Origin of the sequence: Flavobacterium sp., from assembly GCF_031409475.1 — a bacterium.
Lineage (GTDB): Bacteria > Bacteroidota > Bacteroidia > Flavobacteriales > Flavobacteriaceae > Flavobacterium.
The window spans coordinates 1-17,952 of the sequence record NZ_JANNXH010000073.1 but is presented as its reverse complement, the minus strand read 5'-3'; the positions used below and the strand labels follow the sequence as shown (position 1 = coordinate 17,952).

Genomic DNA, 17,952 nt, shown 5'->3' with positions numbered 1-17,952 from the left:
TTATGGTAATCAGTATTTTGTATATTTAATATAGATTTTACTTATAGTAGTTTTAGGCCTTGAAAAGCACTTTTCTTATTCCTATTAGCACAAAAATAAACAAAGTGTATGCAATGAAAAAAGGAACAATGTATTCAATCAAATTCATTGGTAACATAACCGCAATAATCAACAATTGAAAACCCAATCCGTAAACCGATAGTAAGGTCATAAACCAGTTTGGAAACGTTTTTACTTTGTAAGCTTCTTTATCCAAAGAATGAATTATTTTATCAAAAACGCCATAAACAACAGTATAAATTTTGAACAAAATATCTACTGATTTTTGACTTTCTCCAGGCAAAGCTCGAGGCGATTTATATTCGAAAATTTTGCTCGTAGCATCTCCACCAACTGATTTATTTCTCAAGATCACATAGTAATAATTGTATAAAGTACCTTGCAATTGAATCCCAATAAAACCCAAAAGAGTAAACCAAAAAGTGGTTTTTGAGACGTAACAAATTGCCATAAAAATCATAAAATTAAGCACGATATCAAACACACTATCTAAATACCTACCAACATAAGAAGGCTTGTTTTTGAGTCGTGCTAATTCCCCATCAGCAGCATCAATTCCCGATTTTAAAATAATAAAAAAACCAGCTGCAAAATAATTACCAGTAAGTATACAATAAATAGCTATTAAACCTGAAATTCCAAACAATAGAGTAACATGAATAGGAGTAAACCGTGTGTTTTTGAGTTGATTTGCAAAAAATTTTCCAAATGGTCTTCCGTAATCTGACAAATCCAGAAATTTGTCTTGGGCAGTAAGTTTTGACATTAATAATTAAAAACAAAGAAATAGGACAATATAGTCGAAATGCAAAAATAAGAATATTTTTTGGTATTGCGTTAATTGGTTGATTTAGATTCTAATATTAAATAAAATTGTGTGCCAAAAAGTAATGAAGCAATTATCAAATGTAGGGGTTGTGAACTAAACGGAAAGTCCAGATAATACATTGCCATACCTGATAAAACCTCAATTCCTATCAAAATCAGTACCCAATTTATTTTATCAAAGCCCAATCGCAATTTTCTATTTCTTAATACTAAAAACACGTTTAATCCCAAAATTAAAATAGAAAATGAACGGTGAATATAGAAATTAAGTTCTGGATTTTTTAAAACTAAATTCATTTGATTATACCCCAAATTTTTGATTTGATCATCAACATATTGACGTACTTGTGTTCCTAAAATGATTTGAATTAAAGTCAAAATCAAAACTACAATAAGAATGTTTTGGAATAATTTATCCGTTTTTAAATTCGTTAAATTTGCACTAGATTTTCTAATAATATACAATAAAACCGCAACAATTAGCAGTGCCACTATCATATGAAGTGTTATTTTCAAAGGGTTCAAAACAGAATAGACAACTGTTGCACCAAGCCAACCTTGAAATCCCATCATCAAAACGGAAATCCATGACAGTAACGTAATTTTTTTATTGGTTTTCCAGAACGTTATAGATAGAATTGCCATTATAAACACTACAATTCCTGCCAAAGCTCCAACCAGTCGATTGAGGTATTCAATCCAGGTGTGTTTTGGGTTAAAAATTGCATAATCGTGTTTGGTGTACGGTCTCCAATTAGTAGCAACAAAAGCTGTTCCTGTTGTAAAATCATTGGTAGCAACAAGTAGTTTTTCATTTTTAATGATAACTTGTCCTTCTTCAAATTCTCTATTTGGTGACCAAGTAAGTTCCGCAACATCAATAGGCGGAATGTAATATCCAAAACATTTTGGCCAATCCGGACAACCCATTCCTGAACCGGTCATTCTAACTAATGCTCCAGCTATGATAACTAAATAGACTAATATTAATGCTGCTTTTGACGTTTTAAGGAAATATTTTTTCATTTTTGCTTGAAGCGAATGATTTATTATAAAGGAAAGTTTTCAGGGTTTTGTCTGGTATCCCAAATGTCTAAAACTATAATTTGTGTGTCAGTTGCGAGGTACACAATTTGGTAATCTCTAACCAATTTTAATCTTACATCTTTATTGTTTGTAGAAATTGCTAATTTGGGGAAAGTTGCAACAATTTTTAACGCTGATTTGAATAAAAAGTGTAGTTTTTGGCTATAAGATTTTGATTTGTTTCGATTATCCCAATAATCATACAATAGTATTCTAGTTTTTATGGATTTTGGTGTCCAAATTATTTTTCGATTAGCCATTTTTGAAATTCATTTTCTGCATCTTCATCAGAAATGCACTGACCAGACTTATATTGTTCTATTGACTCATTTACTGACTGTTGTTGCCGCTGATTTAAAACATAAACTTTTTCGTAGGAAGATAAAGACAACAGTTTTTTTACATCGTTAAGTAAGTCAGTATCTTCTATCGTTGAGATACTTTGTATCAAATCTAGTTTTAGTTCAGAAGTACTCATTATTTCTTTGTTTTTATGTAAAATTAAATAAAATCTTTGAAAATTAGTATAAACAATCCTTAAACTTTCTTCAATCCCAATTTCTCCGCTTTCTTTAATACAAAAGCAAATGCTTCATCATAATTATTTGCAATTTCGCCTTCAAGTATTGCTTCTTTTACCGCTTCTTTCAAAACCCCAATTTCTTTAGAAGGCTTTAGATTAAAAATTTCCATGATTTGTTCTCCAGTTATTGGTGGTTGAAAATTTCTTATACTATCACGCTCTTCGACTTCAACGATTTTCTTGCGAACGATTTCAAAATTACTATGATATTTCTTGAATTTATTTGGATTTTTAGTAGTGATATCGGCTTCGCACAAGGTCATTAAATTCTCAACATCTTCACCAGCATCAAAAACCAATCGTCGTACAGCTGAATCTGTGACTTCGTCTTGAGACAAAACAATGGGTCTTGAACTCATCATGACCATTTTTTGTACAAATTTCATTTTGTGATTTAAGGGCATGTGCAAGCGTTCAAAGATTTTTTTTGCCATTTTTCCGCCAAGAAACTCGTGTCCATGAAATGTCCAACCTTGCTTTTTGTTGAACCGTTTTGTGGGTGCTTTGCCAATATCGTGCAGCAATGCCGACCATCGCAACCAAACATCATCTGTGTTTGGGCAAATATTATCGACTACTTCTAGTGTGTGGTAAAAATTATTTTTGTGAGTTTGACCTTCTATTTCCTCTACTTGGTTCAAAGCAGTTAATTCCGGTAGAATAAGGTCTAAAAGTCCGGTTTTGTACAATAATAAAAATCCAACCGAAGGTTTGTCTGTCGAAAGGATTTTGTTCAATTCATCTACAATGCGTTCCCCCGAAATTATCTTGATTCGTTTGGCGTTTTTGGTAATGGATTGCAAAGATTTTTCTTCGATTTCAAAACCCAATTGATTGGCAAATCTCATGGCTCGTAACATTCGCAATGGATCGTCAGAAAAAGTGATTTCTGGATCGAGCGGAGTTTTGATGATTTTATTTTCTAAATCTTTGATTCCGTTGAAAGGATCTAAAAGTGTTCCGAAATCTTTTTTGTTTAACGATAAAGCCAATGCATTGATGGTAAAATCACGACGGTTTTGGTCATCCTCGAGCGTTCCGTTTTCAACAATAGGATTGCGACTTTCTAGATTGTAGGATTCTTTTCGTGCGCCTACAAACTCAATTTCAGTATCTTCAAATCGAAGCATGGCCGTTCCATAGGTTTTAAAAACTTGTACTTTTGGTTTTTTGGGAAGCAATTCCGATACTCTCAAAGCCAGTTCAATCCCGCTACCAACAGCAACAATATCAATATCTTTCTTGGAGTTTCTGTTTAAAAGTAAATCACGTACAAAACCGCCAATCACATAACTATCAACGTTAAGTTCTTGAGAAGCTTGCGAAATGATTTCGAAGATTTTATTGTTTAGGGATGATTTGTAGTTCATGTTTCACTATTGTTTTGTCATTCTGAGGCACGAAGAATCTCATATTGGTTGTGTAATGAGATTCTTCGTGCCTCAGAATGACAATTAAGAGTATTTTACTTTCTGATAATTTTTACCTGCGAATCGTTCGTCAATTTTATGATTGTCGAGGGTTTACCTCCAACTTTATCGCGCTGTAAATTTACAACATAATCTACGCCTTTTATAATTTCTGGACTAATAGCTGCGAAGGAAATTGGGGTAGGTTGTCCAGAAATATTTGCCGAGGTTGACACGAGTGGTTTTTTCATGCGTTCTAATAATTTGAAACAAAACGGTTCTTTTACAATTCTAATTCCAAGTGTGTTGTCTGCAGCTATAAGATTTGGTGCTACATTTCGTGGATTGTCAAGAATTAATGTGGTAGGTTTTTCGGATAAATCTATGATTTGCCATGCTACTTCAGGAATATCTTTGAAGACATTGTACATCATTTTTTCGCCATTCATTAGGCAAATCATGCTTTGGGTTTCCGCTCGCTGCTTGAGTTTGTATATCTTGGCAACTGCTTCAGGATTTGTGGCATCGCAACCAATTCCCCATACCGTATCAGTAGGATAAAGAATTATTCCTCCTTGTTGTATGATTTCTAAAGCGTTGTTTATTTCTTGATTAATGTCCATGTTTTGGTGTACTTTAAAATAGGTTTATTGGTTTGAAACTACGAATTTATATTCTTCTGCCATTTTTTTCGCCATTGATAATGAGGAATAATTCGTCATTAGTTTATTAAATGAAATTTGCACAAATTGATTTATTAATTCTTTGTTTTCAAATAAATAAATGATTTTATCCGAAAGTAGTTTAGGGTCATGTTTAGGTGTTAATAAACCATTAATTTCATCTTCAATAATTTCTGGAATTCCACCAACATTAGTCGTTATTACGGGAGTTTTATGATAAAAACTTTCAAAAATCACTTCTGGAATTCCTTCACTTTGAGAGGTCATTAAAAAAGCATCAAATTGAGGAATAAAGTTAGAAGCATTTGGGGTGTAACCTACAAAAGCGATATGATTTTCTAGTTTTAGTTCTTTAATTTTATTTGTTAATTGCTCGGTTCTATCTGTAAAAGTGCCAAATTGTATGAAAAAAAAATCGTCTCTTTTTTTTATGTTGACAATCTCGTTTACTGTTTCAACAAAAGTTTCAAGATTTTTTGCACGAATGTGATTGCCTATATTTCCAATTATTTTAGTAGTTGGGTCTATTTTGAATTTTTCTCTTATTAAAAAAGGGGTTTCTGTACCTTTATTCAATAATGAAGTGCCATGATAAATTGTAATAAGCTTGTATTTTTCATGAATTGAACTTTCGCAAATTCTTTTGGTTTCATCGGAAACACAAAAATATTTTTTAATTTTTGGATAATTATATTTGTAAAGAGTGAGTTTTTTGTTTTTAATAGGGAATGATGTTTTTTTGCTAAAAATAAATGGTGGCAAATTTGATAATTTATCGGCAATGATTGTTAATGCAATTCCTGATGGGTCGTGTATGTGGATAAGATTAACTTTGTGTTTTTTGCATAATGCTATTATTTTTAACGAAAATCTAAAATCTAAATTGTATGCTAGTGGTGCCGTCTCAAATGCAATATTGGTTAGCTTAAGTCGGTTATGAAAAGGTTTATTTTTTACACATAAAACAATATTTTTGATTTCTGGGTTTGAATGTTTTAATTCATTACACAATGTTTCAATATGATTTTCTCCACCTCCCCAATTTTTTACTGCTGATACATGTAATATTGTCATTGTAATAGTATTATTTACTTAAGTAATTATGTTAATTTTGAAAATATAAATGTAAAATTACATTAAATATTTCTAGTCTAGAATTCAATTCTTACTTTTGTACGATTAAGAGTCAATTATGAAATATCAGATTAACGCTATTTGTAAATCTTTTGAAGTCAAGATTAATGAATGTATTGATAATTTCAGTTCAGAAGGAATTCTTTTTGGCGATGGACAGAGAAATAAAATCAAGCTATTTGAATTAGTAACCAAAACCATCAATATAAAATCCTTCAAAATTCCGCATTTAATTAATAAAATAGCCTACAAATATTTCAGAAAATCCAAAGCCAGACGTTCTTTTGAATATGCCACAACCTTATTGGAAAAAGGAATTGGAACGCCACTGCCCATCGCTTATTACGAGAATTACGACTTTATTGGACTCAAGGACAGCTATTATATCAGCGAACATCTTCAATGTGATTTGACTTATCGAGAATTAGTTGAAATCCCTGATTTTCCGGATCACGAAAATATTTTAAGACAATTCACTCAGTTTTCGTTTGATTTACACAAAAAAGGTATCGAGTTTTTAGACCATTCTCCAGGCAACACTTTAATTAAAAAAACTATCAAAGGGAATTATGATTTCTTCTTGGTTGATCTAAATAGAATGAATTTTCACGACAGTATGAATTTTGATTCTAGGATGAAAAACCTCAGTCATTTGACTCCAAAAAAGGAAATGATTGCTGTAATGAGCAACGAATATTCCAAATTATATCCAGCTCAAACCGAAGCCGAAATTTATGAAAAAATGTGGTTTTACACCAATGATTTTCAAGAGCGTTTTGCTAAAAAAAGATACTTAAAAAAGAAATTGAAATTCTGGAAGTCTTAATTTTTAGACTTTAGTTTTTTTAACTCCTCAAAGCGAACGTAAACACTTAAAGCATTCAAATAACAAATTATTAACCCGTTTTTACCATCCAGAAACCCTAACCGGATTAAAAATTGATATATGAATTTGTATGCAGGGCGAATGAATAAATAGAAAAAATTGGGATTTGTGCCTTTATTAAATTCTTCTTTGGCTTTCATTTTTCCGTAAGAAATCATTTTTGATTTATAGCTAGAATAATCAGTGTAGGAGTAATGAATGAGTTTGTTTTTTAACTTACTAGATTTTCCTGAAACAATTAATTTTTCGTGTACAATTTTTCGCGAATCATAATGCGCTTTGTCTTTTTGAAAAAGCCTATGAATTTTATCTGTTTGCCAACCACTAAAGTGCAATTTTGAGTTTTTAAACATGAATATTCTATAAAAATAGTAAGCGCTTACATCTTCATTTAACTGAATCTTTAGCTGAATTTCGGACTTAAGTTTTGGCGTAAGCCTTTCGTCAGAATCTAGAAAAAGTATCCATGGATTAGTAGCAAGACTTATTGCATAGTTTCGTTGAGCAGCATAATTCTCAAATTTATGTTGAACAACTGTTGCATTTTTGAATGATTTTGCAATTGCAAACGTGTTGTCAGTACTAAAGGAATCGACAATTATAATTTCATTTGCAAAATCTAAATCAGTTAACAATGCTGCAATATTTTTTTCTTCATTGTAAGTAATAATCAACACACTCAAAAACAGTTTTTTGTCCGGTATTATTTCAATTTTTTCTTTTCTATAATCTGAAAAAATAGGGGTTAAAAAGGCTTTTATTTTGTTTGTAAACAATGCAGGTTCAAATTTCTGATACAATAATAGAGTATTTTTTTTGATTTCTTTTTCTGATTTGTTTTTAAATAATTCGGGTATAAAATCGTTTAAATGAACCGAAGTATAATTGACACCATCTTCAAAAGTAGCCCATATTTTTTTTTCTATCCAAGGCGAAAAAATGATAAAGGATGGTTTATCGAGTGCTTTTGCCATATTAATAGCTCCACCATCATTGCCAATAATGCAATCACAATTGTTCATTATCGCAACAAAAGTTCTTAAATCATTCCCCAATAATTCAAAATATATTTTTTTTTGTGTTTCAGGTTTACAATTTTCATATACTAGTTTGGCTTGATCGATTTGCTTTGGAAAATAATTAAAAAGAATATTTACATCAAATTCATCTGCAATTTTATCCACAATCATTGACATGTACTGTAATGGATATGTTTTGAGATTTTCGCTTCCTAGAATACTAATCATCGCTGTTTTTCGATTTTTTTTAACCTGATTTTTTTCAAAAAGAGCAATAGCATCACGATTTTCTTTTTGGGTTACAAATAATTTCGGAAAAGGATTAATTGCAATATCTAAATTTAGTGGCTTTAGTAACGAAAGCCTTCTTTCTATTGCAAGACCTAAATTTGTTTTTGGAAATTCAGTAAAGGGCACATTATCAGTGTAAAGAAAATCACGCCCCACTTTTTTATAAGAAATCCGCCTTTTTGCTCCATTTAGCAGCACCAGAAGCCAGCTTTCCATTTTAGAGTAGGCATCTATAATTAAATCATAATTTTCCTTTCGGAGTTGTAAGGCTAATTTAAAAAAGGCAAGTTTGCTATTTTTATGTTCCGCTTTAAATAAAATGATATTGTTTATATTGAGGTTACCTTCCAATACTGGAGTTGTAGATTCATAAACTAAATAATCAATCTGCGCGTCAGGGTAAGCAGTTCGCAAGTTATTGCAAATAATACTACTTACTAGAACATCTCCAATCATTTTTTGTTGAATAACCAGTATTTTCATTTCCTTTTTTTACTTCAAACTGTGTATTTTTTATACCGCTACGTCATATTCTCTCAAAGCATTATTCAAGGATGTTTTCAAATCTGTTGACGGTTTGCGTGTACCAATAATTAATGCGCAAGGCACTTGAAATTCGCCAGCAGCAAACTTTTTAGTATAACTTCCAGGAATCACAACAGAACGAGCAGGAACAAATCCTTTTCTTTCTACTGGCGTTTCACTGGTAACATCAATGATTTTAGTGGAAGCAGTCAAGCAAACATTGGCGCCAAGAACCGCTTCTTTGCCCACATGAACACCTTCGACAACAATACAACGGGAACCAATAAAAGCACCATCTTCGATAATAACTGGTGCTGCTTGCAATGGTTCCAATACGCCTCCAATTCCAACTCCGCCAGAAAGATGTACATTTTTGCCAATTTGGGCACAACTTCCTACGGTTGCCCATGTATCAACCATTGTTCCTTCGTCAACATAAGCGCCAATGTTTACATAACTTGGCATCAAAATTACGCCGCTCGAAATGTATGCACCATAACGCGCAACTGCATTAGGAACAACACGAATTCCTTTTTCGGCATAGCCTCTTTTTAGCAACATTTTGTCATGATATTCGAAAATTCCAGATTCTAGTGTTTCCATTTTTTGAATTGGGAAATACATAACCACCGCTTTTTTGACCCATTCGTTTACTTGCCAAGCATCACCTAGAGGTTCTGCAACACGTAATTTTCCGGTGTCTAATAATTCTATAACGGCTCTAATGGCATCAGTTGTAGGGCTTTCTTGTAATAAAGCTCGGTTTTCCCAGGCTTGTTCTATAATGGGTTGTAAGTCGTTCATTTTAGTTAGATTTTTGACAAAGATAGGATTTTAAACCAAAAGCAAAAAAGCAAATTGAATCGAAAATGTTATATATTTGTACTTTAAATCTATTCATTATGGAAACCCTTACAATAGAATTTCAGCCAAATTTAAAATCGAAAATTTTAGAGTTATTAAGCTCATTCTCTCCAGACGAGGTAAAAGTTGTAAATGAAGATCCAAATTTCATTGAGAATAAAAGAAAACTGGATATTGAATTGGCTAAAATTAAAGATGGTACAGCCGAGTTTTGTTCAATTGATGAGTTAGACTTAATGATGGACGATATTTTTTCTGAATATGACCGTAAAATTAATTAAGGTTTTTCAATTAGATTTGATTGATCAAGTTCGTTATATTTATAAGGACAAGCCTATTGCTGCGTTGAAGTTTCGTAAAGACTTGATTAAAAATCTCAAAAAAGATTTAAAAAGCCCTTATCATTTTAAAAAATCTATTTATTATAATAGTGAAAACATTAGAGATTATGTTTTTAAAGGGTACACTTCTGTATATGAAATAAATATAGAGCAAAAAACAGTTTTTGTCTTCGGGTTCATAAAACATAAAGACTCCTTATAAATGCCAAGAATTCTCGCCATAGATTACGGACAAAAACGCACCGGAATTGCTGTTACCGATGAAATGCAAATCATTGCTTCTGGATTAACAACAGTGCCATCAGCTACTGCAATCGCTTTCTTGAAAGATTATTTTGCAAAAGAAAAAGTTGAAGCTGTACTCATAGGCGAACCCAAACAAATGAACGGACAACCATCAGAAAGTGCTTCTATAATAAAAGGTTTTGTAACTCATTTTACCAATCATTTTCCGGAAATGATAGTCATTCGGGTTGATGAGCGTTTTACTTCAAAAATGGCTTTTCAGACCATGATTGATAGCGGTTTAAATAAAAAACAGCGCCAGAACAAAGCACTTATCGACGAAATTTCGGCAACAATTATGCTTCAAGATTATTTGAACCGAAAAATATTTTAATAGCTTTGAAATTCCATCCCTAAGTTTCGCACTCTAAATCCTAAATATTTTATTACTTTTGCACTTTGCTTTTTTAGAGCATAAAATTAATTATAGAATACTAAAATAATGATTTTACCAATAATAGGATATGGTGATCCCGTTTTAAGAAAAGTAGGTGTTGAACTTTCAATAGAATATCCCAACTTAAAAGAAACGATTGCCAATATGTATGAGACAATGTATAATGCCAATGGCGTTGGACTTGCGGCACCACAAATAGGGTTAGCACTTCGTTTATTTGTAATAGACACAACCCCTTTTAGCGATGATGAAGATTTATCAATCGAGAAACAAGAGCAATTAAAAGGCTTCAAAAAAACCTTTATTAATGCCAAAATGATAACCGAAATTGGGGAGGAATGGAGTTTCAACGAAGGTTGCCTCAGTATTCCCGATGTTCGTGAAGATGTTTATAGAAATCCAACGATTACAATTGAATATTGTGAAGATGATTTTGTTATGAAAACCGAAGTTTATGACGGTTTGATAGCCCGAGTTATTCAACACGAGTACGATCATATTGAAGGAATTTTGTTTACAGATAAAATTTCATCTCTAAAAAAGCGTTTGATTCAAAAGAAACTTAAAAACATTCTTGAAGGAAAAACTTTTCAAGATTATAGAATGAAATTTTTTGCCAAAAAAGGAAGATAGAAAATTTACAGGTTAAATAGTATTGAAAAACTAAAAAACGAATTATCAAATACACATTTTAAAAAAATGAATTTAGAAAAAATATTGTCTATTTCTGGAAAACCAGGGTTGTATGAATTAAAAGTTCAAATGCGTTCAGGATTTATTGCGGAGTCTCTAATAGATGGAAAAAAAATTACGGTTGTAATGAAAACTAACGTGAGTTTATTATCCGAAATTTCAATGTATACTCTTTCTGAGGAGAAACCTTTGAGCGAAGTAATGCGAAATATTGCTATAAAAGAAGATAATGGACCAGCAATTTCACACAAAGAGGACAACCATAAACTTATGGCCTATTTTAAAGAAATTCTTCCAGATTATGATGAAGAAAGAGTATATGCATCAGATATAAAAAAAGTGCTAAACTGGTATAATTTGCTGCAAGTCAAAGGTTTAGTTTCTAAAGAAGCTGCTGTTGTTACGCCAACGGAATCTGTTCAAGAAGAAATTGTTGAAGAAGTAACAATTCCTGCAAAAAAAGCAAAAGCTATAAAAGAGTAATTTTAGTATGGCTAAATTTTAATCCTGTCGAGATGTTTTCCTGACAGGATTTCTAATTTTTGCGAAAAATCAATAGATATGAATTCAAGGAAAATTCAATTACAGGCTTTCGAGCGATTACTCGACATTATGGACGATTTGCGTGAGAAATGTCCCTGGGATAAAAAGCAAACCATGCAATCACTCCGGCATTTGACCATCGAAGAAACTTATGAATTGGGAGATGCTATTTTGGATAATGATTTAAACGAAGTCAAAAAAGAACTAGGAGATTTATTATTGCATATTGTTTTTTATGCTAAAATTGGAAGCGAAACAAACGATTTTGATATAGCCCATGTTTGTAATGAAATAGGTGATAAACTCATTCATCGTCATCCACATATTTATGGCGATGTTGTAGTAGCGAATGAAGAAGAAGTAAAACAAAATTGGGAAAAACTAAAATTAAAAGAAGGTAAAAAATCAGTTCTTGAAGGTGTTCCAAAAAGTTTACCTGCACTTGTAAAAGCGAGTAGAATTCAGGATAAAGTAAAAGGAGTAGGTTTTGATTGGGAAGAACCACACCAGGTTTGGGACAAAGTACAAGAAGAGTTGCAAGAACTGCAAGTCGAAGTTGCAGATGGAAATCAAGATAAAATTGAAGCAGAGTTTGGCGATGTATTGTTTTCAATGATTAATTATGCTCGTTTTCTAAACGTAAATCCCGAAGATGCATTAGAGCGAACGAACAAAAAATTTATCAAACGGTTTCAATATCTCGAAAGTAAAGCAGGTGAATTAGGAAAACCATTAATGGATATGACACTTGCTGAGATGGATGTTTTTTGGGAAGAAGCGAAGCGACTTCCAAAAAATAGCTAATCGAAAATCTATGATTTTCAAATACATCTTTTTTTGGGAAGAAGCTAAGCTTCTTTCCAAAAAATAATAGATGGATTTTTGTTGGGATTACCTATAAAGAATAACCACTATTTGTCATTCTGACGCAGGAAGAATCACAACAACTTGCGAGCAATAATATGAGATTCTTCCTGCGTCAGAATGACAAAATCATATAAAATTATTACAATAAAATGTTGTAATTATAAAAAAAACCTGAACGATTTACAAATCGTACAGGTTTTTTTAGGTTCATTAATTATATTAAAACGTCCTACAAACTCCTCAACTGTTTCAGTTTTTCTTTCAATACATCTAAACTTTCTTTATGAATTGCTATGTTTTTTCGAACTTCTAATACGATAGAATTTTCTTTTTTAGCATTTCGAGTGTTAGCAAAGAATTGAATGTTATTCTCTAATTGAAAAATTTCATTTTGTACTTCTTCAATTTTACGCATCAAGAAAATCTTTTCATTATCTAATTTTCGAGTATCATTGTTTTCGGATAAATTTCCTACTCTATTGGAAAAACGCATCATTTCTGTGTCTTTTTTACTCAAACTTAATTTTTCAAATAAGGCATCTAGAATTTTATTAAATTTTCCTTCAATATGTCTGCGCGCAACAGGCACTCTTCCGAAGGATTTCCAGGTCTCAATATGAGCTTTAATTGCATCTAAATCGGTTTTATGATCTCCCGTTAGCTCAAAAGTTCTTAGTGATTCAAGGTAAGTTTTCTTTTTCTCAAAAGCTTCAACTTCTTCAGTATTTTCTTCGTTTTTTTGTTCTTTTAATTTATAAAAATAGTGGTTGCAAGCTTCTTTAAACTCGAGCCATATTTTATCAGAGTATTTTCTAGGGACATGTCCAATTTGTTTCCATTCTTCTTGAATTTGTTTCATTATTGGAGTAGTTGCCCCAAAATCTAGACTTTCTTGTAATTCTTTGGCTTTGGCTACAAGTGCAATTTTCTTGGTTAAGTTATCGTTTTGATCTTTCTTAATATCTTTATAAAACGAATTTTTAAATGTATTAAAGTTTTTTACAGCAGTTTTGAACCTAGTCCAAGTTGCTTCATTCACATCCGAAGGAACTTTTCCGGCAGAGAAAAAGGCATTTCGTAAAGCTTCTACTTTATCTATTTGTCCAAGCCATTGTGTATGTGCATTCACTTTTTCGGTAGCTAAGACTTGAATTTTTGCAATAATTTCGTTTTTCTGTTCTAAATTTTCAAGTTCGGTTCCTCGTAAATTTTCAAATAAAACTTCTCGTTTATCGTGCATTTGTTTAGTTAATTCGCTAAACTTATTCCAGATATCTTCACGATGTTCTCTAGAAACTGGTCCAATGTCTTCTTTCCAGATTTTATGCAAATCTTGTAATTCTCTAAAAGCTTTATTAATATCTGTTTCGTGCACTAACTCTTCAACACGAGTTATAATTTTTTGTTTTTGTTCTAAATTGTGTTTAAAATCAAGATCTCTAGCTTCTCTATCCAGGTGGAGATAATCGTAGAAATTTTCAACATGAAAATGAAAATTATTCCAAACATGGTTGTATTTGTCTTTTGGAATTGGGCCAGCATTTTTCCATCGTTCCCTTAATTCATTAAAATGCTTTAAGGTGTCTTTTATGTTTTCTTGTGGATTGATTAATTCCTTTAATTCCTCTACAATAGCTAATCTATTCTCAAGATTAGTTTTTAGATTAGTTTGCAAACTTTTAAAATGAGTATTTTTATTGTCTCTAAAAAGGGAATAATATTGGTCAAATTGTGTTTTTAAAGGAGAATGATACTGAAATTCTTGGGTTGAATCTTGGTTTTCTGCAAGAAACTCTTCTTTTTTTTCATCAATTAAATGATGGTATTTTGCAAAAAACGCTTTTTTTATTTCCTCTACATGGTTTTTAACAGCCATGACTTTTTCATTTGTGACTAAATTTTTTAATTCATCAACAAGTGTTTCTAGAGATAAATTATCATAATCAAGCATTGGTATTTCGTGACGATTTTTTAAGGTTTCATCTTCACTTTCGGCGGCATTAGTATCTGCAATTTTCTCAATAATAGTATTTGTATCTGCCAAAACTTCATCAGTAATTACTATGCTGTTTTCTTCTAAAAGTTGATTTTGATTTTCATCGTTTAGCTCTACGGTTGTAATTTTTTCTGTAAGTGGCGTGTCTGAAACAATTTCAATTTCGGCTACGGTTTCATTTGTAACCGGTTTTTGCAACTCTTCCTGAACTGGAATTGCTTCTTTTTCTTCTTTTTGAGCAACAGTTTCGATAGTTTCTGATGTTGCTAATTCTGTAGTTTCGAAAACCATTCTGTCATCTTGAATAGACTCAATTGACTCGGTCGGTAAATTTCCATCTGCCTCAAGCAGGTTGTCATTCTTTTCTTCTAACATTTTTTCAATGTGTAAGGTTTCTAATTTTTGAAGGCGAAAGGTAGTAAAGCTATACCTAAATTCAAAGAAAACCTTTATTTATTAGCTATTGATATTTAATAAAGCATTTTTCGAGTGCTATTTTCTGTTTTAAAATAAATGTAGAAAACATAATATCAAACCCTACTTAAATTTTATAGAATTTTAATTTGAATAAAAAATTTCGCAAATAATTTTGAGACTAATTAATTTTAAATATTGATGGGTATCAATAAATCTTTTTTTCTAATAAAATAGACGTTATTTACTCAATTTATTCATTTTTCACTCAATTTTTGATTAAAAAATGAACTCGCTAGTACAAAACCAACTTTAAAGTTTGCCTAAAACCTCAATTGCGCTAAACCGCTGTTAGCCGTTCGTTGTTTTTTATTTTTTAAGATAAGGCAAGATATAATTTTCAAAAATCATTTCTGGCTGTTGTGTTTTTCCGTTTCTGAAATTTCCAGATGTTATAACTGTAACAATTTTTAAACTAGGAATAACAAAAATATATTGACCACCAGCTCCTCTAGCTTCTATAGATTCAAAACTTTTTCCATTAACTTGATAGGTATTGTGCCACCATAAATAGCCGTATCCATTTTTGTCTTTGGTATTTTCTAAAACTCGATAATTTCTAAATGAATTTTTAACCCAATTTTTTGATAAAATACGTTTTGAATTCCATTTTCCATTATTAAGATATAGCTCTCCAAATTTCAACATATCGTTAGAAGTAACATACATTCCACCGCCAAAATATGGATTTTCTTTTAAATCGGACTGAATAATATAGTTTGAAATAGTAAGTTTTTGAAATAAATTGACATCCATAAATAATTCTAAAGGTTCAGAAACTAAAGAATCCATAGCTATTCCCAGTAAATAAGGATTTGCAGAACCATAATTTGCTTTTGTATTTGGATCGTTTATCATTGGTACAGATAATATTGTTGCTATCCAATCCTTTGTTCTTTGAAAATTTTCTTCAGTTGCAGGAGATTTTGAATTTGCATTTATACCATAATCGATAGCGTCTAATCCGGAACTCATTGTTAAAAGGCTTTGAATATTTATTTTCGCTTTTAAACTGTCCTTTTGAGCTTGATATTTTGTGGGTAAAAAATCAAAAATAGATTGATCAACACTTTTGAATAATGTTTTATCTAAAGCAATACCAACTATGGCTGATGAAATACTTTTTGCTGATGAACGCATATCGTGTGGTATATTTGCGGTATAACCATCAAAATAATTTTCATAAATAAGTTTGCCATTTCTCGAAATTAAAACCGAATGCGTATTGGGTAATGAATCCTTTAAAATAAGATTCTCCATTTCGGTAAGTTTTAGAATAGAAGTTTTATTAACTGTTTCAAAACCACCAATTTTCCAATCGGCTTTGGATTTTTTTAAATCTATTTCTGTGATTAAATGGGTTCCTAAGTATATACCTAGTTGAATTTTATTAGGTTCTAATTTTCCTTTAAATTGTAATCCGGTTTTAAAATCAGAAAAGGAAATGACATTATCTTCTTTTTGGAAATTGTCGCACCAAGTTCCAGTAAAACGATTGTCGCCTAAAATTGGATACGCTTGATATTCATCTTTCGAACCATTTTCTACACTTAAATAAAAATCTTGAGATTTTAGTTCGTTTACCATCAAAATATTCCAATCTCCTATATAAGAATTGTTGTTTGATTTTGTTAGTTTTAAATGATATAGTAATAAACCAGATTTAATAAAGCCATTAATTTCTTTACTATCCTTAGACAGAATACCTTCAAAAAATAAATTTTCAGTAAATGGTATTTTTATTTGATTAATAGTAGTCGCATTAAAAGGAAAATCAATAATGTTCTTATTGTTATAAATTTTGAAAATAGCTTTTTCAAATCCTAAATTATTTATTTCAACTTTTAAATTGAAAGTTTTGGAATTTTCGATTTTTCCTTCCCAATTATCTGTATATTCTGCCATATCTTGTGCATTGACAGAAAACGAAAAAAGAATAAAGAAAAGGATCGTGATGTTTTGAAATTTCATTTTTTGATTGATTAATGATGATTTGCAAAGATGAGTTTTTGAATTTCATCAAAATTGTATAAAATTAACATTATCACATTTTTCTAAATAATTTTTTTGGAGTTGTATTGTAGATTCGTTTGAAACTTGAAATAAAATGACTTTGGTCGTAAAATCCACATTGATAGCAGATATCTGTCATTGAAATTTTATTGGAAGCAATTAAATAAAATGCTTTATTGACTTTTAATAGCCTAATATAATTGCTTAGGCTTGTGCCAAAATATCGGTGAAACTCTCTGGATAAGTGAATGGGATGAATGCCTAATATAGAACTTAAATTGTTTAAGGAGTAATCCATTCGTTCCTCCAATAAAAGTTCCTGAAGTTTATTTACCCAATCAGGTTTTTTAGTACTTATTTTTTTGTTTTCTTTTATATTTCTAAAAATTTCAATCATTAATGTTTCAATACCTAGATTTGAATATTGGTCGTTTATTTTAGATTCTACATAGATTTTATTCATCAAATTTTTAGTCAAAGGATTTTTTATATTTATGCTTCCTTCAAAATCAGTTGTTTTAATATCGTTATTTAAAAACCAATTTTCATTCAATTCAATATGAAATCCTCTTGTATATTCGGGTGGTTTTATGTTGTAATGTGCGTCTTGCCAATTGTGAAATAATAAATTTCCTGGTTCTAGATAATAGGACTCTTTTTTATTAGATTCAAAAAGTTTACCTTGAAGTAAATAGGTGAAATAGGGATTTTCGTGATAATGCCAATCCACTTTACTATGCGTATATTCAGTATCAGTTATAATAATATTTTCAAAAGTTGACTTTTGGTAATGTGTTCCGAAAAATTCTCCTTTTTTTAATATATTCATTTTTTTTGGCGGATTCAAGTATCTAACGCAACATCGTTAGTTATTTAGTTAGTATCAAAAATATTAAAATTCTTTTAAATCTGCCTAATTTTAGAATAACTTTTTTGGCTTTTTGAATTAGCCAAAAGTTATTTCCAAAATTAGCT

19 protein-coding genes are annotated in these 17,952 nt (G+C 30.9%); 7 read left to right on the top strand and 12 right to left on the bottom strand.

What is annotated here, in order from left to right:
• Positions 1–52: 52 nt before the first annotated feature.
• From RMO53_RS14220 to RMO53_RS14190, 7 genes are all read right to left on the bottom strand, one after another.
• A complete protein-coding gene (locus tag RMO53_RS14220) occupies positions 53–826 on the bottom strand; it encodes a CDP-alcohol phosphatidyltransferase family protein (protein ID WP_310381968.1) in 774 nt (257 codons plus the stop codon).
• Positions 827–897: 71 nt separating this feature from the next.
• Entirely contained in the window at positions 898–1,914 is a 1,017-nt protein-coding gene (locus RMO53_RS14215; RefSeq protein WP_310381966.1) for a COX15/CtaA family protein, read from the bottom strand.
• Positions 1,915–1,937: 23 nt separating this feature from the next.
• Positions 1,938–2,234 carry a type II toxin-antitoxin system RelE/ParE family toxin gene (locus RMO53_RS14210; protein ID WP_310381963.1) on the bottom strand — a complete coding sequence of 99 codons (297 nt, stop codon included), beginning with the start codon at positions 2,232–2,234 and terminating at the stop codon, positions 1,938–1,940.
• Complete coding sequence (locus RMO53_RS14205) at positions 2,216–2,452, bottom strand: hypothetical protein (RefSeq protein WP_310381961.1); 237 nt, start codon at positions 2,450–2,452, stop codon at positions 2,216–2,218. The genes RMO53_RS14210 and RMO53_RS14205 overlap by 19 nt, the downstream gene beginning before the upstream one ends.
• Positions 2,453–2,511: 59 nt before the next feature.
• The gene (locus RMO53_RS14200; RefSeq protein ID WP_310381958.1) at positions 2,512–3,927 is read right to left on the bottom strand and encodes an HD domain-containing protein; all 1,416 of its coding nucleotides are present in this window, start codon (positions 3,925–3,927) and stop codon (positions 2,512–2,514) included.
• Positions 3,928–4,022: 95 nt separating this feature from the next.
• Entirely contained in the window at positions 4,023–4,589 is a 567-nt protein-coding gene (locus RMO53_RS14195) for an L-threonylcarbamoyladenylate synthase (protein ID WP_310381956.1), read from the bottom strand.
• A gap of 24 nt (positions 4,590–4,613) precedes the next feature.
• The gene (locus RMO53_RS14190) at positions 4,614–5,723 is read right to left on the bottom strand and encodes a glycosyltransferase family 4 protein (RefSeq protein WP_310381955.1); all 1,110 of its coding nucleotides are present in this window, start codon (positions 5,721–5,723) and stop codon (positions 4,614–4,616) included.
• Between the two features lie 118 nt (positions 5,724–5,841).
• Between RMO53_RS14190 and RMO53_RS14185 the strand changes: the two genes are divergently transcribed.
• Complete coding sequence (locus RMO53_RS14185; RefSeq protein WP_310381953.1) at positions 5,842–6,609, top strand: Kdo domain containing protein; 768 nt, start codon at positions 5,842–5,844, stop codon at positions 6,607–6,609.
• Here the strand turns inward: RMO53_RS14185 and RMO53_RS14180 are convergent.
• Positions 6,606–8,462, bottom strand: a complete 1,857-nt coding sequence (locus tag RMO53_RS14180; RefSeq protein WP_310381951.1) for a glycosyltransferase — start codon at positions 8,460–8,462, stop codon at positions 6,606–6,608. The genes RMO53_RS14185 and RMO53_RS14180 overlap by 4 nt on opposite strands.
• A gap of 30 nt (positions 8,463–8,492) precedes the next feature.
• Entirely contained in the window at positions 8,493–9,308 is an 816-nt protein-coding gene (locus tag RMO53_RS14175; protein ID WP_310381949.1) for a 2,3,4,5-tetrahydropyridine-2,6-dicarboxylate N-succinyltransferase, read from the bottom strand.
• Between the two features lie 98 nt (positions 9,309–9,406).
• Between RMO53_RS14175 and RMO53_RS14170 the strand changes: the two genes are divergently transcribed.
• The 6 genes from RMO53_RS14170 (at position 9,407) to mazG (ending at position 12,431) form a co-directional block, all read left to right on the top strand.
• The gene (locus RMO53_RS14170) at positions 9,407–9,649 is read left to right on the top strand and encodes a hypothetical protein (RefSeq protein ID WP_310381946.1); all 243 of its coding nucleotides are present in this window, start codon (positions 9,407–9,409) and stop codon (positions 9,647–9,649) included.
• On the top strand, positions 9,630–9,911 hold the full coding sequence (locus tag RMO53_RS14165; RefSeq protein WP_310381944.1) for a type II toxin-antitoxin system RelE/ParE family toxin: 282 nt from the start codon (positions 9,630–9,632) through the stop codon (positions 9,909–9,911). The genes RMO53_RS14170 and RMO53_RS14165 overlap by 20 nt, the downstream gene beginning before the upstream one ends.
• Positions 9,912–10,328: a Holliday junction resolvase RuvX gene (gene ruvX / locus RMO53_RS14160; protein WP_310381942.1), complete on the top strand. Its 417-nt coding sequence runs from the start codon at positions 9,912–9,914 to the stop codon at positions 10,326–10,328. It abuts the gene before it with no gap.
• Between the two features lie 108 nt (positions 10,329–10,436).
• Positions 10,437–11,024: a peptide deformylase gene (def, locus tag RMO53_RS14155; RefSeq protein WP_310381940.1), complete on the top strand. Its 588-nt coding sequence runs from the start codon at positions 10,437–10,439 to the stop codon at positions 11,022–11,024.
• A gap of 66 nt (positions 11,025–11,090) precedes the next feature.
• Positions 11,091–11,567: a DUF5606 domain-containing protein gene (locus tag RMO53_RS14150; protein ID WP_310381938.1), complete on the top strand. Its 477-nt coding sequence runs from the start codon at positions 11,091–11,093 to the stop codon at positions 11,565–11,567.
• Between the two features lie 78 nt (positions 11,568–11,645).
• Complete coding sequence (mazG, locus tag RMO53_RS14145; RefSeq protein ID WP_310381936.1) at positions 11,646–12,431, top strand: nucleoside triphosphate pyrophosphohydrolase; 786 nt, start codon at positions 11,646–11,648, stop codon at positions 12,429–12,431.
• A 292-nt stretch (positions 12,432–12,723) separates the two neighbouring features.
• Here the strand turns inward: mazG and RMO53_RS14140 are convergent, their stop codons facing one another.
• The 3 genes from RMO53_RS14140 to RMO53_RS14130 form a co-directional block, all read right to left on the bottom strand.
• Positions 12,724–14,865 carry a DUF349 domain-containing protein gene (locus tag RMO53_RS14140; RefSeq protein WP_310381935.1) on the bottom strand — a complete coding sequence of 714 codons (2,142 nt, stop codon included), beginning with the start codon at positions 14,863–14,865 and terminating at the stop codon, positions 12,724–12,726.
• A gap of 408 nt (positions 14,866–15,273) precedes the next feature.
• Positions 15,274–16,935 (bottom strand): serine hydrolase, encoded by a 1,662-nt coding sequence (locus RMO53_RS14135; protein ID WP_310381933.1) that lies wholly within the window; start codon positions 16,933–16,935, stop codon positions 15,274–15,276.
• A gap of 73 nt (positions 16,936–17,008) precedes the next feature.
• On the bottom strand, positions 17,009–17,806 hold the full coding sequence (locus tag RMO53_RS14130; protein WP_310381931.1) for a helix-turn-helix transcriptional regulator: 798 nt from the start codon (positions 17,804–17,806) through the stop codon (positions 17,009–17,011).
• Positions 17,807–17,952: the final 146 nt, after the last annotated feature.

What these genes read in the sequence shown, in the direction of transcription:
- RMO53_RS14220 (WP_310381968.1), bottom strand. Translation starts at nt 826, where the DNA reads ATGTCAAAACTTACTGCCCAAGACAAATTTCTGGATTTGTCAGATTAC.
- RMO53_RS14215 (WP_310381966.1), bottom strand. Translation starts at nt 1,914, where the DNA reads ATGAAAAAATATTTCCTTAAAACGTCAAAAGCAGCATTAATATTAGTC.
- RMO53_RS14210 (WP_310381963.1), bottom strand. Translation starts at nt 2,234, where the DNA reads ATGGCTAATCGAAAAATAATTTGGACACCAAAATCCATAAAAACTAGA.
- RMO53_RS14205 (WP_310381961.1), bottom strand. Translation starts at nt 2,452, where the DNA reads ATGAGTACTTCTGAACTAAAACTAGATTTGATACAAAGTATCTCAACG.
- RMO53_RS14200 (WP_310381958.1), bottom strand. Translation starts at nt 3,927, where the DNA reads ATGAACTACAAATCATCCCTAAACAATAAAATCTTCGAAATCATTTCG.
- RMO53_RS14195 (WP_310381956.1), bottom strand. Translation starts at nt 4,589, where the DNA reads ATGGACATTAATCAAGAAATAAACAACGCTTTAGAAATCATACAACAA.
- RMO53_RS14190 (WP_310381955.1), bottom strand. Translation starts at nt 5,723, where the DNA reads ATGACAATATTACATGTATCAGCAGTAAAAAATTGGGGAGGTGGAGAA.
- RMO53_RS14185 (WP_310381953.1), top strand. Translation starts at nt 5,842, where the DNA reads ATGAAATATCAGATTAACGCTATTTGTAAATCTTTTGAAGTCAAGATT.
- RMO53_RS14180 (WP_310381951.1), bottom strand. Translation starts at nt 8,462, where the DNA reads ATGAAAATACTGGTTATTCAACAAAAAATGATTGGAGATGTTCTAGTA.
- RMO53_RS14175 (WP_310381949.1), bottom strand. Translation starts at nt 9,308, where the DNA reads ATGAACGACTTACAACCCATTATAGAACAAGCCTGGGAAAACCGAGCT.
- RMO53_RS14170 (WP_310381946.1), top strand. Translation starts at nt 9,407, where the DNA reads ATGGAAACCCTTACAATAGAATTTCAGCCAAATTTAAAATCGAAAATT.
- RMO53_RS14165 (WP_310381944.1), top strand. Translation starts at nt 9,630, where the DNA reads ATGACCGTAAAATTAATTAAGGTTTTTCAATTAGATTTGATTGATCAA.
- ruvX (WP_310381942.1), top strand. Translation starts at nt 9,912, where the DNA reads ATGCCAAGAATTCTCGCCATAGATTACGGACAAAAACGCACCGGAATT.
- def (WP_310381940.1), top strand. Translation starts at nt 10,437, where the DNA reads ATGATTTTACCAATAATAGGATATGGTGATCCCGTTTTAAGAAAAGTA.
- RMO53_RS14150 (WP_310381938.1), top strand. Translation starts at nt 11,091, where the DNA reads ATGAATTTAGAAAAAATATTGTCTATTTCTGGAAAACCAGGGTTGTAT.
- mazG (WP_310381936.1), top strand. Translation starts at nt 11,646, where the DNA reads ATGAATTCAAGGAAAATTCAATTACAGGCTTTCGAGCGATTACTCGAC.
- RMO53_RS14140 (WP_310381935.1), bottom strand. Translation starts at nt 14,865, where the DNA reads ATGTTAGAAGAAAAGAATGACAACCTGCTTGAGGCAGATGGAAATTTA.
- RMO53_RS14135 (WP_310381933.1), bottom strand. Translation starts at nt 16,935, where the DNA reads ATGAAATTTCAAAACATCACGATCCTTTTCTTTATTCTTTTTTCGTTT.
- RMO53_RS14130 (WP_310381931.1), bottom strand. Translation starts at nt 17,806, where the DNA reads ATGAATATATTAAAAAAAGGAGAATTTTTCGGAACACATTACCAAAAG.